15 protein-coding genes are annotated in these 15,382 nt (G+C 56.7%); 6 read left to right on the top strand and 9 right to left on the bottom strand.

The window, feature by feature from the left end; all coding sequences use genetic code 11:
- Positions 1-126: 126 nt before the first annotated feature.
- Positions 127-654 (top strand): CAP domain-containing protein, encoded by a 528-nt coding sequence (locus SHIM_RS01645; protein WP_054000891.1) that lies wholly within the window; start codon positions 127-129, stop codon positions 652-654.
- Here the strand turns inward: SHIM_RS01645 and SHIM_RS01640 are convergent, their stop codons facing one another.
- The 6 genes from SHIM_RS01640 to hslO all read right to left on the bottom strand — a co-directional run bounded on the left by SHIM_RS01640 (position 655) and on the right by hslO (position 7,344).
- The gene (locus tag SHIM_RS01640; RefSeq protein ID WP_241488766.1) at positions 655-1,134 is read right to left on the bottom strand and encodes a L,D-transpeptidase family protein; all 480 of its coding nucleotides are present in this window, start codon (positions 1,132-1,134) and stop codon (positions 655-657) included.
- Between the two features lie 110 nt (positions 1,135-1,244).
- Entirely contained in the window at positions 1,245-2,459 is a 1,215-nt protein-coding gene (locus SHIM_RS01635) for a class I SAM-dependent RNA methyltransferase (protein ID WP_054000889.1), read from the bottom strand.
- Between the two features lie 36 nt (positions 2,460-2,495).
- Positions 2,496-4,337, bottom strand: coding sequence for an ABC transporter ATP-binding protein (locus SHIM_RS01630; protein ID WP_054000888.1), 1,842 nt, complete (start codon positions 4,335-4,337; stop codon positions 2,496-2,498).
- 253 nt (positions 4,338-4,590) lie between these two features.
- Complete coding sequence (locus SHIM_RS01625) at positions 4,591-5,751, bottom strand: CCA tRNA nucleotidyltransferase (RefSeq protein ID WP_054000887.1); 1,161 nt, start codon at positions 5,749-5,751, stop codon at positions 4,591-4,593.
- Complete coding sequence (locus SHIM_RS01620; RefSeq protein ID WP_241488765.1) at positions 5,748-6,347, bottom strand: CoA pyrophosphatase; 600 nt, start codon at positions 6,345-6,347, stop codon at positions 5,748-5,750. Before SHIM_RS01620 ends, SHIM_RS01625 begins: the two co-directional genes overlap by 4 nt.
- Positions 6,340-7,344 carry an Hsp33 family molecular chaperone HslO gene (gene hslO, locus SHIM_RS01615; protein ID WP_054000885.1) on the bottom strand — a complete coding sequence of 335 codons (1,005 nt, stop codon included), beginning with the start codon at positions 7,342-7,344 and terminating at the stop codon, positions 6,340-6,342. Before hslO ends, SHIM_RS01620 begins: the two co-directional genes overlap by 8 nt.
- Before the next feature lie 78 nt (positions 7,345-7,422).
- On the opposite strand from hslO, the gene SHIM_RS01610 reads away from it, so the two are divergent.
- The gene (locus tag SHIM_RS01610; RefSeq protein WP_054000884.1) at positions 7,423-7,860 is read left to right on the top strand and encodes an NUDIX hydrolase; all 438 of its coding nucleotides are present in this window, start codon (positions 7,423-7,425) and stop codon (positions 7,858-7,860) included.
- Here SHIM_RS01610 and SHIM_RS01605 read toward each other — a convergent pair.
- The gene (locus SHIM_RS01605; protein ID WP_054000942.1) at positions 7,857-9,107 is read right to left on the bottom strand and encodes a PP2C family protein-serine/threonine phosphatase; all 1,251 of its coding nucleotides are present in this window, start codon (positions 9,105-9,107) and stop codon (positions 7,857-7,859) included. The two genes, SHIM_RS01610 and SHIM_RS01605, sit on opposite strands and share 4 nt — an antisense overlap.
- Before the next feature lie 176 nt (positions 9,108-9,283).
- On the opposite strand from SHIM_RS01605, the gene SHIM_RS01600 reads away from it, so the two are divergent.
- Positions 9,284-9,607 carry an Hpt domain-containing protein gene (locus tag SHIM_RS01600; protein WP_054000883.1) on the top strand — a complete coding sequence of 108 codons (324 nt, stop codon included), beginning with the start codon at positions 9,284-9,286 and terminating at the stop codon, positions 9,605-9,607.
- Here the strand turns inward: SHIM_RS01600 and ilvA are convergent.
- Together ilvA and SHIM_RS01590 are read right to left on the bottom strand one after the other, a co-directional pair.
- A complete protein-coding gene (ilvA, locus tag SHIM_RS01595; protein ID WP_054000882.1) occupies positions 9,604-10,842 on the bottom strand; it encodes a threonine ammonia-lyase IlvA in 1,239 nt (412 codons plus the stop codon). The genes SHIM_RS01600 and ilvA overlap by 4 nt on opposite strands.
- Before the next feature lie 38 nt (positions 10,843-10,880).
- The gene (locus SHIM_RS01590) at positions 10,881-11,648 is read right to left on the bottom strand and encodes a hypothetical protein (protein ID WP_152926381.1); all 768 of its coding nucleotides are present in this window, start codon (positions 11,646-11,648) and stop codon (positions 10,881-10,883) included.
- A 140-nt stretch (positions 11,649-11,788) separates the two neighbouring features.
- On the opposite strand from SHIM_RS01590, the gene SHIM_RS01585 reads away from it, so the two are divergent.
- The 3 genes from SHIM_RS01585 to SHIM_RS01575 all read left to right on the top strand — a co-directional run bounded on the left by SHIM_RS01585 (position 11,789) and on the right by SHIM_RS01575 (position 15,316).
- Positions 11,789-13,015, top strand: a complete 1,227-nt coding sequence (locus SHIM_RS01585; protein ID WP_054000880.1) for an argininosuccinate synthase — start codon at positions 11,789-11,791, stop codon at positions 13,013-13,015.
- Between the two features lie 175 nt (positions 13,016-13,190).
- Complete coding sequence (locus SHIM_RS01580) at positions 13,191-14,828, top strand: mechanosensitive ion channel family protein (protein ID WP_082358233.1); 1,638 nt, start codon at positions 13,191-13,193, stop codon at positions 14,826-14,828.
- Positions 14,829-14,869: 41 nt separating this feature from the next.
- On the top strand, positions 14,870-15,316 hold the full coding sequence (locus SHIM_RS01575) for a hypothetical protein (protein ID WP_054000878.1): 447 nt from the start codon (positions 14,870-14,872) through the stop codon (positions 15,314-15,316).
- Positions 15,317-15,382: the final 66 nt, after the last annotated feature.

Below are 15,382 nucleotides of genomic sequence, written 5' to 3'. Positions count from 1 at the left end.
CCCGAAAGCCTCAGTCGCAAATCAATCAATCGTCAGACGGGCCGAGTCACGCCGATGTGGGTTTTCATGTCAACTCCTTGCAGGTAGATCATTGCAAAATGCAAAACCACCACAAACGGGGTCCACATGCGGTTAATCTCACTTCTTCTCGTCCTGACTCTGGGTCTGGCCGCTTGTGGCACCACAGGCGGATACTCCGGTGCGAAACAATATAAAATTTCGTCCGGAGCAACCAACAAGATCCAATTCCGCGTTCTCGACAGCATCAATGCGCTGCGCCAGGCCTCTGGCGCGGTCCCGGTAGAATACAACGCGCAGCTAAACGCAGCTGCCGCCACACACGCCCGCGACATGGCATTGCAAAATCGCCCTTGGCACTTTGGCTCCGACGGCTCCTCGCCGCTCGACCGGGTTGCTCGCGTGGGATACGCAGGCGAACTGACCGGTGAAACCATCTCCGAAACCTATGAGACCGAAATGGAAACTCTCGCAGCGTGGATGGAACAAAGCGACACAAAGTCTGTCCTGCTTGATCCAAACGCACGCGACATGGGATTTGCTTGGTTTCAAGAGCAAAACGGCAAGATCTGGTGGACTCTCGTCATGGGCCAACCCACTTTCGCCACCACAGATATCGCCAATTTTGATGGCTGATCAGGGGTAGATCGACACCTGCGTGTTTTTCTGAACCATCGCATAAATGTCGCGCATCTCTTTGTTGGTTACCGAAATACAGCCCGCCGTCCAATCCGCTCGCTTGTTGCGAAACACCTCCGGCTGGCCGTGAATAAAGATATCCCCGCCCGGTGATTTTCCTTGTGCCCGGGCATAGGCACGATCGGCGTTGTTTGGATAGTTGATACCAACCGACAGGTAGAACTGGCTGTTTGGATTGCGTCGGTCGATCCAGTATTGCCCTTCCGGCGTACGCCCGTCGCCTTCGAATTGCTTGTGACCGTCCGGAGCAAAGCCAAGGTCGACATCATAAGACTTCAGCACCTTATCGTGGTGCATCAAATGCATGCGCCGGTCTTCCTTAAAGACCACGATTCGCGTCACTTCCGGACCATTGTAGGTTTTGAACTTGGACGCACATCCCGCCATGCCAAAGGACACGACAAGAAGTAGACTCATAAAAATATAACGCATCGACGTGGCCTCAGTGGATTATTGTTTTTGCCTGTTTGCCTCGATTTCATACCAGAAGAAAGTAGCAAAAACCCGTCACGTCGCCGTTACTATCTTCAATTGCGACTAAACCGTGCGGCCACTTCGATGTGGCTGGACCAACGGAACTGATCCACAACCTGCACCCAATCCAATCTATATCCCGCCTGTACAAGCTGCGCTGCATCACGCGCAAACGTCACGGGGTTACAGCTGACAAACGCGATTTCGGACACATCAGACGCCGCCAGTTCCGCAACTTGCGCGTCTGCGCCGGCGCGCGGTGGATCGATAACCGCAAAATCAAACTGCAAATCCTCGGCGATAATCGGATTGCGGAACAGATCGCGCGCCTCAGTGGTGACGTGCTTTAGCCCGTCTGCCATGCGCCAGCCTGCGTCCAACGCATCCAACATGTCGCGCTGTCCCTCAACGCCATGCATCTGCGCGCGCTGCGCCATCGGCAAGGTGAACGTGCCGCATCCGGCAAACAGGTCGATCCCCTTGTTGCCTTGGGTAATCGCGTCTTGAACCGCCGCCAAAAGCGCCGATTCGCCCTGCGGGGTGGCCTGCAAAAAGGCGCCGGGAGGTGGCACAACCTTCGCAGCACCAAACGTTTGATATGGCGTCACGCGCGTGGCAACGACCTCGCCGTCCCACGTCAGGCGCGCCAATTTATGCCGCTCGGTTTCCTGTGCAAGTTGCGACAAAAACGGACCGTCCAAAGGTTTTCCCCCTTTGATCGACACGTCTAATCCGCCAGCAGACACCGTCACCGTAGCGCTGATTTCACCTTTGCGAGACCCACCGATTCGGGCGAACTCCCCGACGATCTTCATTGCAGGCAACAAAGCGGGGTCCAGCAACTGACAATCCGGTATTTCCGTGATCACGCCCGACGCGCGCGCATGAAAGCCAACTGTTGCGCCCTTCTTGGTGCGCCGCGCCGAAAACACCGCGCGTCGGCGCGTGGCGGCAGGTGTCGTGATGATAGGCCGCATCTCGGCCTCAAGCCCCTGCGCCGCCAGCGCGGTTCGCACAACGTCCACCTTCCAGCTCTGCAGGAAACTGTCGGACGCGTGCTGCAACAGGCATCCGCCACACGCCTTGAAGTGCCGACACGGCGCCTTCACCCGATCCCCCGAGGGCGTCACAATCCGCACATCGTGCAGGTGGTCGCCATCGATGGTGCCGCTGACCTCCTCACCCGGTAGGGTCAAAGGTGCATAAATCGGCCCGTCGGCGATCCCGTCGCCGTGCAAGCCCAGTCGCTGAATGGTAATCTGGCTCATGCGCGTCCCCTACAGGGCGGACGCGCATGGGTCAATTTACTCGGGGGTTTCATCCGCGTTGAGGAACCCGCCAGACTGCCGCGCCCAGAATCCGGCATACAGCCCGCCCTTGGCCAACAGATCCGCGTGACTGCCCTGTTCAACAATCTTGCCAGCGTCCAGAACCAGAATCCGGTCCATTTCCGCGATTGTCGAAAGTCGGTGCGCAATCGCGATCACGGTTTTGCCCGCCATCATGCCGTAAAGCGTGCGTTGAATCGCGGCCTCAACCTCGCTGTCGAGCGCACTGGTTGCCTCATCCAGCAGCAGTATCGGCGCATCCTTCAAAATCACCCGTGCCAGCGTGATCCGTTGACGCTGACCACCGGACAGTTTCACCCCGCGCTCGCCCACGTGTGCGTCATACCCCGCCCGCCCCTGTGGATCGACAAGATCAAGAATAAACTCATGCGCTTCGGCCTTCTTCGCCGCGGCAATCATCATGTCCTCAGAGGCATCTGGGCGGCCATACAACAGATTATCCCGCACGGACCGGTGCAGCAACGAACTGTCCTGTTGCACCATGCCGATCTCGTCGCGCAAACTGTTTTGCGTGACTTTGGCGATGTCCTGATCGTCGATCAAAATCCGACCGGATTCGACATCGTAAAACCGAAGCAACAGCTTCACGAGGGTCGATTTTCCCGCGCCGCTGCGCCCGATCAGGCCGATCTTTTCACCCGGGTTAATGGTCAATGAAATCGCATCCAACCCACCGGACCCGCGCCCATAATGGTGCGACAGCGCGTCGATTTCCACTTTACCATCAGACAGTTGCAAAGGTTTTGCTGACGCGTCATCCACCAGATCAATCGGCTGCGCGATGGTTTCCATACCTTCGGCCACCACACCAAGTTGCCGAAAGAACGAGGTCAGCGCCCACATGATCCACCCGGTCATCGCGTTGAGCCGCAAAGTCAATGCCGTCGCCGCAGCAACAACACCCACGCTGGCCTGCCCCTGCATCCAAAGCCAGATTGCCCAGCCAACGACGCTCACAATCAACAGGCCGTTCAGGAACACCAAAACCACATCCATGATGGTGAAAATCCGCATCTCTGCCTGAAAGGTTTCGCGCGAATATTCGATGGCATCTTTGGCGTATTCGAGCTCCCGCTGATTGTGCGCAAAAAGCTTCACCGAATGGATGTTGGTATAGGCATCCACCACGCGGCCCGTCACTTGTGAGCGGGCATCCGATGCTTTTTGCGAGGCCGGGCCAACGCGCACAACCGTCCACCGCACCAGCACACCATAAAGCACCAACCAAATCAGCATCGGAAGAACCAAACGTGGATCGGCATCCATCAGCAAAATCGTCGCGCCAACCACGTAAGCGATGGAAAACGTGATCGCGTCAAAAACCTGAAACATCGCCTCGCCGGCCGCGGGCGGCGTCTGCATTATGCGGTTGGCAATGCGACCGGCAAAGTCGTTTTCGAACCAGCCAACCGATTGACGCAAAACATGTTTATGCGCCCGCCAGCGGATCAACGTGCCAAAGTTCGGCAACATGGCGTTGTTCAACAAAAGCACGTCCAGCCCCTGCAGAAGCGGCCGAATCAACAGCACAAACGCGATGACCAGACTGAATTCGACCTTGTTGTTGGACCAGACCTGCGCCGGATCGCCAACCAACAGATCAACGATGCGGCCCATATAGCCGATAAGACCGATTTCGACGGCGGCAACCACCACAGACATGATCGCAGCCAGCAAAAACACCCGTTTGAAAGGCTCGGAATAGCCCTTCATGAAGGGCCATAGATCAGTGGGCGGCTGGTCGGATTCGACGTAGTCGCAATACGGGTCGACGAGGTTTTCGAAAAATTTAAACATGGGGAAACCCAAAGAAAGACAGGACAAAATGTGAAAGCGCAGCCGCCGGCCACGCGAATGCGGTCAGCTTGTGCTTATGACAACCAGATTCCGCGATACATCTTGCACCCTCCTTCATTTCAGGTTCGGCCAGATTGCCGCATGGTCCGCACGCTGTCAATCGGTGCGGCCGTGAATGCGCGGTGACAGTTCCCATACCTTTGAAACCGCAAGAAACGCCGCCTGATAAGGCACGTGTCGACATAGGTCTGCCTCAGCCGTCCAAAGTGGCCAACAAATCCGCTTTCCCCATCGTCAGACCGCTGTCGACCCAACGCTGCTCCAACGCCTTGAGTGCCGCGCCCAGCGCGGGGCCGGAATGATCGGGCATCAGATCGGCGGGCCGGATCGGAAACTCCGCCACAGCACCGCGTTTGACCTCGACTGGCGCGGTCGGATCCATCGGCAGCTCCATCATCGCGGACCGCAAGAGCATCACCGACAGGCCGGCGTCCATGCCCAACCGATATCCCAATTCGGCAGGGCCCATCGTGTTCTCCACCCCGTCCCGCAGATCCGCCAACATGCGCGAATCGCGTTTGGACAGCCGCAGGGCTTCGGTAAGTCCAACGCCACCCAGACTGGTGAGACGACGGATTGGTTCAGGCGCGATGCCAAAAACCCCTTCAAGATGCACAAGCGGCGCGAGCGCTTTGTCATCGGTGCCGTGCAAGGTCGCTGTCAGCACGCCGGTAGACCGCATCGCGGCCACCGCCGGCGCCGGATCGGGCGCGGCAAGCAGTTTCTTGATCTCGGTCCCAACCCGTTCGCGCGACAAGGCTGCAAGCCCATCAATGTTTGCGGCAATCGCCGCCAACGCATCCGAATCCATACCTGCATTGGGGTCGCCATAGATTGCGTGAAACCGGAAATACCGCAGGATGCGGAGGTAATCTTCGCGAATGCGGTCTTGAGCATCATCAATAAACCGCAACCGACGCGCCTTCAGGTCCACCATCCCGCCCAGCGGATCAACAACCGTGCCATCAGGCGCCGCATAAAGCGCGTTCATTGTGAAATCCCGACGACGGGCATCATCTTCGGCGCTGTCGGAAAACGCCACCACCGCGCGGCGACCATCGGTTTCCACGTCCCGGCGAAAGGTGGTGATTTCATGTGGAATATGGTGCGACACAACTGTGATTGTGCCGTGCTCGATGCCTGTCGGAACCGCGTTCAGACCGGCCGCCTTGGCCAGGTCCATAACTTGTTCCGGCAACGCGTTGGTGGATATGTCGATGTCATTCACCGGCGCATCCAGCAGCGCATTGCGCACACAACCACCGACAAACAGCGCGTCAAACCCCGCATCGGTCAAGGCCGCACAGACTTTTTGCGTGGCTGGATCGGTCAACCAGTCGCCGGTGACTTTCATATCCTGTCCATTCGTTCCGCCAGCCCCCGCAGGATGCGCGCTGTTGCCCCCCATATGTAATAGGGGCCGAAGGGAACGGTAAAGTAGTGACGGCGATGTCCCTGCCAGCGGCGCGATTGCACTGAAAAGCGCTGCGGGTCCGTCACGTGTGCAAGTGGCACACGGAACACTTCTTCGACCTCGCCAGGTTCGGGTTTCACGTCAAATGCGTCTCTAACGAGGCCCAAAACAGGTGTGATGGTAAAACTGGTCACGGTTTCATGTGTGGGCAAAGTGCCAATCACATCCACATGGCCGGTCGGCAGGCCGATCTCTTCGTGTGCTTCACGCAGGGCCGCGGCAATCACATCCGCATCACTTTCATCCTGCTTACCGCCGGGAAAAGCGATCTGGCCGGGGTGATGCTTTAGGTGGCTGGCGCGCTTGGTCAGGATCACATGCGGAACGTCGCCGCGCATCTCAATCGGCACCAGCACGCCTGCGGGGCGCAGCTTGCGACCCTTGGGCAAAACAACGTCCGGATTAAGATCAAAATCGGAAGAGGCTGCGCTATCTAGGGACAGCGCAGCCCTCAGGGAGACTGTGGGGTCAGACACCCGCGGCGTCTCCATCAGATGTCTTGGCCTCAAACCCGACCGTGGTCGGATCAAGGACATAATGTGTGCCGCAGAACTGGCAGTCGGCGGTCACGCGGCCATCGTCTGTGGTCATCGTTTTGATGTCCTTCGCCGAATAGATCGACAGCGATTGACGTACACGCTCCTCGGAACAGGTACAGCCAAACTTCACAGCCTGTGCATCGTAAACACGCGGCTGCTCTTCGTGGAACAGACGCACCAACAGGTCGGTCGGCGGCACCGAGGGGCCGATCATTTCCAGCTCTTCAACCGTATCCAACAAAATGTTGGCACGGTTCCAGTTCTCGGCCTCATCTTCGTTCAACACATCTTCAGCCAACAACAGACCTTCTTCGCCGCTGCCGCCTTCGCCCGAAACATGCGGGCTGGCTTTAGGCATGTGTTGCAGCATGACGCCGCCGGCGCGCCAATGTTCACCCACACCGGGTTCAATCGACTTGCCGAACTTGAGAGAGAACCGCGTCGCCAGCTGTTCGGACTGCGCGAAATACGCCTCCGCCGAGGCCTGCAGCGAACCACCCGTCAGAGCAGAGATGCCCTGGTAGGGTTTGGTGCCTTCGCCTTGGTCGATCAGCACCGCAAAATAGCCTTTGCCAAGCTGATCAAACGGCGCGCCATCGGTCAGACGCTCCTCATCAAAGCTGGCATAAGCGCGGATGCGCGCTGGCTCACCTTCAGCGGTGGGAGCAAAATAATCCGTGGCAATCATGCGCACAGGACCATTGGTCTGCACCTGAAGCGACAGCTTCCAACGCAAGCTGATGGTCTGCCCGATCAACGCGGTCAGCAGGGCCATTTCGGCCACCAACGCCTCAACCGTTTCCGGATACGCATGCTGCTTCAGAACGCCCGACAGCACGCCGTCAAGACGCGCCACGCGGCCGCGAATGTCAGATTTGTCCAATTGGAACGGCAGAACTGTGTCGTCCCAGGCGATAGTGTTTGCGGGTTTCATGGGGTTTCCTTATCGGCCTTCGCTTGCCATACCGCGACTATATAGGGCCAGCAAGGGCCACAAAAAGGGGTTTCACCAATGATACCACGTTTTGGCAAACCGCCAGAGGTCGGTCGACGGTATGTGCTGCGACCCGGCGCCTATGCAATCTTGTTGCGTGGGTCGGACATGCTGGTGACCTACCAAGGCGCGCCGCATGACGAGTTTCAACTGCCCGGCGGCGGAATCGATGCAGGCGAATCGCCGGTGTCGGCGCTTCATCGCGAAGTCTATGAGGAAACTGGATATTCCATGGGTGCGCCGCGTCGTTTAGGGGCGTTTCGCCGGTTCACATATATGCCGGAGTACGACAAATGGGCCGAGAAGCTTTGCACCATCTACGCCGCTCGCCCAGCGCGACGTTTGGGACCACCACCCGAAGCAGATCACACGGCGGTCTGGATGCCGATTGAGGTCGCCACAAAAGCACTGGCCAATTCCGGTGACCGGCATTTTGTCAGAACATTTCTGACTTAGGCGCCGCGATATTCAAATAGGATGCCAGAGATGTCATCCGGAAATCCCTGACCGCCCTTAAACGAATCCAACTGCCAGACGATCGCCTGCAGGGTTTCGTCAAGCGCGTGACCTTTGAGGCCCTGCACCATCTTTTCAAAACCGTCTTCGCCCAGCATGCCGTTTGCAGTGTCGGGGCATTCGGTCACGCCATCCGACATCATAAACAGTCGATCACCTGGGTGCAGTGCCAATTCAAACTGCGAAAACTCCGCGCCCGGGATCAGGCCAACCGGCAAACCACCGGGCCCGTCCTGCTCAATGGTGCCATCGGCGCGCTGAATAAGCGGATGCGGGTGTCCGGCTTGCGCCATAACAATTTTGCCAGTCTCAAGGTCGACGTCCGCCAGCAGCATGGTGAAATAATGCTCGGTCTCCATCTCGTCGAGAATGATCTCGTTCAGGCGCGCCACAACTTCTTTTGGTTCCAGATGTTCATGTGACCCATCCGGATAAACCTGCATCGCGACGTTCTGCTCAGGAGACGAGGATGACAAATACCCCGCCAACCGCGCAGTGATCAACGCAGAGCTGATACCGTGGCCGGAGACGTCGATGGAATACAACCCGACGCGCGTATCGGAAATGCGATAGTACCCCACAAGATCGCCACCGACATGACCCGAAGATTGCAAAAGCAGCGACACGGCAGCCGGACCAAAATCACGAAACCGATCCGGCACCAACGATTGCTGCAGTTTCTTTGCGGCCAAAAGGTCTGCATCCAACGAATCATACAGGCGCTGCAGCTCATCCAATGTGTCGCCGATCACGCGGTTCTTGTTGGTCAGTTCGTGTTGCATCCGCAAAATTCGCTCACCCGCACTGATCCGCGCGCGCAACTCATAGCCATTGACCGGCTTGGTCAGAAAATCGTCCGCACCTGCATCAAACCCCTGCGCAACCTCACCTTTTTCACTTTTGGAGGTCAGAAGGATGAAATAGCAATAAGCGTCCTGCGGCAGGGCACGCAGCTCACGACAAAATTCCAGACCGGACATCCCCGGCATCATCCAATCCGACAAGATTAGGTCAGGCAAATCTTCGCGACAAATCTCAAGCGCATCCTGGCCTGAAGCGGCCTCGATCACCTCATATCCTTCGCGTTTAAGCGAAACACTCAGAATGCGACGCTGGACCCGGCTATCGTCCACGACAAGAACGCGACGAATCACACCGGTATTAGGCGCAAATTCTGCAGTTTGCATTTTGGTGTTCAACACGTTCGGCTAATCCTTCAGATTCTTGGGAATCTTAACAAACTCTAGGGTCCATTCACTTAATGGAGCGTCAACAAAAAGCAATGTTTAGTAAAAATTTTATCGACCAGCTTTTGTTAACACTTTTCTGAGATACTCCAAACCAAAGACAAAAGGAGTGACCCATGATCGATTGGGACCGGGTGCAAGAGCTGCGAGACGAAATCGGAGTTGAAGATTTTGACGAAGTTGTCGAGCTTTTCCTCGATGAGGTGGAAGAAGCCATCGCGCGCCTGCGCGCAGCGCCCGAGCTGTCAACACTTGAGGCGGATTTGCACTTCCTGAAAGGCAGTGCACTTAATCTCGGGTTTGAGACATTTTCTCAACTGTGCCAAGCGGGCGAAGCTGCCTCTGCCGCCGGCAAGGCAGCAACGGTCGATCTTTCAGCGATCCTCAATGCCTTTGCCGACAGCAAAGTGGCGTTTGAGCAAAAGCTGGCCGCAGCCTAAAGCACAAACTCACCCAGCGTTTCATCGTTGGTGATGTCGGTAAACGTCATTCCGGCCTGTTCGATGCGCTCAAACAGCGCTTCGAAATTTTCGGCGTGCGCCGTTTCAATTCCGATCAGCACCGACCCGAAATTGCGCGCAGATTTCTTAAGGTACTCAAAGCGCGCGATATCGTCTTCAGGCCCCAAAGTTTCAAGAAAATCCCGCAACGCGCCCGGTCTCTGCGGCATACGCAGTATGAAATACTTCTTCACGCCGGAAAACCGTTGCGCCCGCTCTTTCACCTCGGGCAGCCGCTCAAAATCAAAATTCCCGCCCGAAACAACGCAGACCACGGTCTTGCCACGGATCTGATCAGCCACATCGCCAAGCGCGTCAACGGCCAAGGCGCCGGCTGGTTCCAACACGATGCCTTCGACGTTCAGCATCTCCATCATCGTGGCGCAAATGCGGTCTTCCGAGGCGGCAATCACATCGTCGCCTGAAACGTCCGCCAACCGCGCAAAGGTCAGATCGCCAATGCGCGCCACAGCGGCGCCATCCACAAACCCGTCAATCTGATTGAGCGTGACCGGATGTCCCGCCTCAACGGCGGCGGCAAGGCTGGCGGCACCGGACGGTTCCACAAACGTGTATCGCGTGGCCTCACCAAAATAACTACGCACACCGGAACTCAGCCCGCCGCCACCCACTGGCAGAATGATGTGATCCGGCACACGGCCCAATTGATCCTCGACTTCGACAGCCACAGCCGCCTGCCCTTCGATCACCTCCTCGTCGTCAAACGGTGACAAAAAAACCGCACCGGCTTCTGTGCAATAAACTTTGGCGGCGGCCAGCGTGTCGTCGAAATAGTCCCCAACAAGGCGGATTTCGACGTTGTCACCGCCAAAAACCTGCGTCTTGAAAATCTTTTGCTGCGGCGTTGTCACCGGCATAAAGATCACACCCTGCACATCAAAATGCTGGCACATAAATGCCACGCCCTGCGCGTGATTGCCCGCACTTGCGCAAACAAAAATACGCTGATCCGGCGCTTCGGCCCGCTTCTTGCGCATCGCGTTAAACGCGCCGCGCAATTTGTAGGACCGCACCGGCGTCAAATCCTCGCGTTTAAGCCAGACATCCGCCCCAAAGCGCTGCGACAGATGGGCATTCAGTTGCAGCGGCGTCGCGGGAAACACCTCGCGCATGGCGGCAACGGCGGACCGGGCACTGGATTTAAAATCAGACATGCCCGATCACATACCGAAGTGCGTGTCGGTGGCAAGGGTCAGTCGATGGGACGACCTTCGATGTACAGGCCATAAAAGGTGGTCAGGACGGAGATATTGACCATCGACAAGAATAGGCTCGCAAGGAACAGCGCCACCACTCCGATTGCTGGCACCAAACTGCCAATCAGGCCAGCAACGAACTGTGCCAGAAAATTAACAATAAAGCTGATGACCAGAAGCAACAGGATCGCGCCCGCCGCACCCTTTGTTGCGTCAAAGCTTTCTCTAAGTTTCAGCGGTTTGCCAATCGCGGCAGCTGGCAAAATGGGGACAAGGCGATACATAACGACGATAACGAAAATATACACCGGAATGGCGATGACTACGGCCAATCCTTCAAGACCCATGCTCGCCATCAACGCGATGATCGCTGCAATCGGGATCATCAATGCAATTGCAACCAAACCCAGCAGCAAACCATGCCCGAAGTAGGACAGGATACGATCAAACCGAAAGGGAGGAATCCAGCTTTGGGGGTATTCCTCAAGAAGAACAAACCGATGCCAAGTCACAACGCACCAAAAGGCGATGATCAAGACTGCAAGATAGCCGAGTAAAATCGCAGCAATCGTCGTCCCGGAAGCGAACTCAGCCGATGACGTGCTTTCGCTCGTCACCATCGAATAAGAGAACCCGCTAGACGTCAGAGCGATCCCGACGATGACCGCAGCAATCAAGCTTGGCACCAAGAAGATCTTCAGCGCCTCCCGCCAATTTCGCGCCACCAAGCGCACCGAATGCGCGAAAATAGTCCAACCTTGCATAATATCACCCTCAAATCTCGTTTTCTTTCCGGCAGAAAACACCATGCAGGGCAACAAAAGCAAGTCCGGTTAACCCGTCACCTTGCCCTGCCTGCCAAAACCCGTTATCGCGCTGGCGTTACACGAAGAGGGAAATAAACATGTCGGCTCCGAAGAAAGTTGTGCTGGCCTATTCCGGTGGTCTGGATACCTCGATCATCCTGAAGTGGCTGCAAACTGAATATGGCTGTGAAGTGGTGACCTTTACCGCGGACCTGGGTCAAGGCGAAGAACTTGAACCAGCCCGTCAAAAGGCTGAACTGCTGGGTATCAAGCCAGAGAACATCTACATCGAAGATGTCCGAGAAGAGTTCGTCCGAGACTTTGTGTTCCCGATGTTCCGCGCCAACGCGGTCTACGAAGGTCTGTATCTTCTGGGCACCTCGATTGCGCGCCCGCTGATCTCCAAACGTCTGATTGAAATCGCCAAGGAAACCGGCGCCGATGCCGTGTCGCACGGCGCCACCGGCAAGGGCAACGATCAGGTGCGCTTTGAACTGGCGGCCTACGCGCTGGACCCCGACATCAAGGTGATCGCACCTTGGCGTGAATGGGATCTGTCCTCGCGCACCAAGCTCTTGGATTTCGCTGAGAAGAACCAAATCCCGATCGCCACAGACAAGCGTGGCGAAGCGCCGTTTTCGGTCGACGCAAACCTGCTGCACACCTCATCCGAGGGCAAAGTGCTGGAAGATCCCGCTGTCGAGGCACCGGATTACGTCTATCAGCGCACGGTGCACCCCGAAGACGCGCCCGACACCCCCGAGTTCATCGAGGTCGGCTTTGAAAAAGGCGACCCCGTTAGCATCAACGGCGAGGCCATGAGCCCTGCAACGATCCTGACCAAGCTCAACGAAGTTGGCGGCGCGCACGGCGTTGGCCGTCTCGACCTGGTTGAGGGGCGCTTTGTTGGCATGAAATCGCGCGGGGTTTACGAAACCCCCGGCGGCACCGTTCTTCTAGAAGCCCACCGCGGCATCGAATCCATCACCATGGACCGCGGCGCGATGCACCTGAAAGATGAACTCATGCCGCGCTATGCCGAGCTGATCTACAACGGCTTTTGGTACTCGCCGGAACGCGAAATGCTGCAAGCGGCCATCGACATCAGCCAGGAACATGTCTCCGGCACCGTGCGCCTGAAACTCTACAAAGGCTCGGTGAGCACCGTCGGCCGCTGGTCTGATGAATCGCTCTATTCCGAAGAGCACGTCACCTTTGAAGATGACGAAGGCGCCTACGATCAAAGCGACGCGGCGGGCTTTATCAAGCTCAACGCCCTGCGCCTACGCCTCATTGCGATGCGCAACCGGCATCACAACAGATAAGCCCAATTTATCCCGAAAAAGCCCGCCAATTTCGGCGGGCTTTTTTGTGCCCGGCTTTTCCTTTTCAAAAAACCCCTTTGAGAACCGCCACGTGGCGTCTAGCGTTCTCATAAAAGCATTTTCAACAACCTTTTTTGAACCGGGGAGGGCCGCCGGAATGGCAATTGTCTCACACATGTTGCGACTCCTGATGGTTCTGCTTCTTTGCGCAGCCCCTGTCTGGGCGCAGGAAGAAGCGCTTGAAGACTCCGGCCAACCCGCGCTTGACGACGAAACCTTTGTGCAGGCGGTCGAAGTGGACGGCGAAGTGCTCTTTGCCGTGCGTGGTTCCACAGCACTACCGGCCGAAGAGCGGGCTGCATTGGTGGTCGCGCGTATCATTCAGGTGGCAGGATCCAACGAAACCACATCCGTTGTGATGACCATTGAGCGCAATGAATTGGGCCGATCTATATTCGCCGATGGCGTTTTGGTTAGCGTCACAACACAGGCCGACTCCGACTTCGAACAGACGGAATTGCCGGTTCTGTCCTCATTGCAATCTGACGCCATCAAGGAGGCCATCCTGCGCTACCGCGCCAATCGCACGGACGAAGCCTTTTCTCACAGCACCTACACAGCACTCGGTTGGTCGGTTGCCTTTGCCTTTTATTGCGTCCTTTTGCTGTGGCTGCGCAAACGGGCGCCCCGCCTTGTGGCGCAGATCGTCAAGCGACGCACCCTCGCCATTCAGGAAGCCACACGCGACATCGTCCAAAGTCAGGCTGTGTCAGACATTGCCAAATTTGTGATCCGGCTCTTGGTCGACATCACCCTGTTCACCGGCTTCTACTACTATCTATCCTTTGTGTTGCGATCTTTCCCCAACACGCGTCCGGTCGCCGAACTGCTGATCCGCTACGTGACGGATCCGATCCTCGGCCTGCTTAATGGCTTTGTCGCGTATCTGCCTAACCTGATCACAATCGCCATCATCATCGCAATCACCCGCTGGCTGATCCGCGGCGTCTATCTGTTCTTCGAAAGCGTTGATCAGGGGGTGGTGGAACTCAAATCCTTTGAGGATCACTGGATCTGGCCAACCTACAACTTGATCCGTGGCGGTCTGATCCTGACCGCCGCTGTAATTTGTTTCCCCTATATTCCGGGCTCGGATTCGGCGGCTTTTCAAGGCCTGACAATTCTCGTCGGGGTCATGGTGTCGCTGGGTTCAAACTCGGTGATTTCCAACGTATTGGCCGGTCTGTTTGTGCTCTACAAACGCTCCATGAACGTGGGCGACCGCATTCGCGTGGGCGACCACTATGGCGACGTGATGCAGATCCGGCTGATGGAAACCTATCTGAAGTCCGTCAAAAACGAGCTGATCTCGATCCCGAACGCAACCCTGCTCTCAACCGAAGTGATCAACTATTCCAGCAAGATCGACGGCAAGGGGCTGGTTTTACACACAACCGTTGGCATCGGCTATGAGGAACCACGCAAAAAGATCGAGGCCATGCTGGTCGAAGCAGCACGACGTACGAGCGGCCTCAAGAAATCACCTGCCCCGTTCGTTTTAATCACCGGTCTGCTGGATTTCGCCGCGAACTATCAGATCAATGCCTTTACAACCCGAGGCTCTTACCTGCCTTTGCTGCTCAGCGAGTTGCACAAGAACATCACCGACGTGTTCAATGAAAACAACGTGCAAATCATGACGCCGAACTATGAGGCAGACACTGTTGAATTGAAGGTTTCAGACGTTGATTGGGACGAACCTCTGGCGCATGAAGCCAAAGCCGCAGCAGAACCGGAGACCAAAGACGCATGAGGTCAAATTCTTCCGCCCTCTTTCTTTCGCGGCGGGCGGTTGTGCTTGGATTGCTTTCTGGTTGCGCGCCGATCGGGCCTGAATTTGAAAAACCCGAGATAGGTCTGCCGGACAAATTCCTGAAGGAATCCGCGACACCGGCACGCAAGAATGACGCAACATGGTGGACCGCTTACAACGACAGTATTCTCAATCAGATTGTTGAGTATGGGCTGAAGAATAACAAAGACGTTCAACGCCTCGCTGCGCGTATCTTGCAATCTCAGGGGATCCTGGAATCATCGGGATTCCCGCTATCAGGCGCCCTCAAAGTAGGTGAGGCAAAGCTTACAACTGATGGCGGCGAAGTGACCACAACGACGAGTTTCGCGCGCCCGGACTCCACGTGGAAATTGGCCCTGTCTGGAAGGTTGCAAAGAGAATGCGAGACCGCGATTGCCCGACCGAAGCCAGCTATGCGGGTGTGGACGTTTGGCGTCTGCGCCTGATTGCCATGCGTGGTCGTCACAGAGGGCGCTAAGCCCACATCAAATCACAGCGAGATAGCCCGCCAG

The sequence above is a fragment of the Shimia sp. SK013 genome (assembly GCF_001292625.1).
Taxonomy (GTDB): domain Bacteria; phylum Pseudomonadota; class Alphaproteobacteria; order Rhodobacterales; family Rhodobacteraceae; genus Shimia.
The sequence above is the reverse complement of the archived record's forward strand: the minus strand, read 5'-3'. Positions and strand labels throughout refer to the sequence as shown.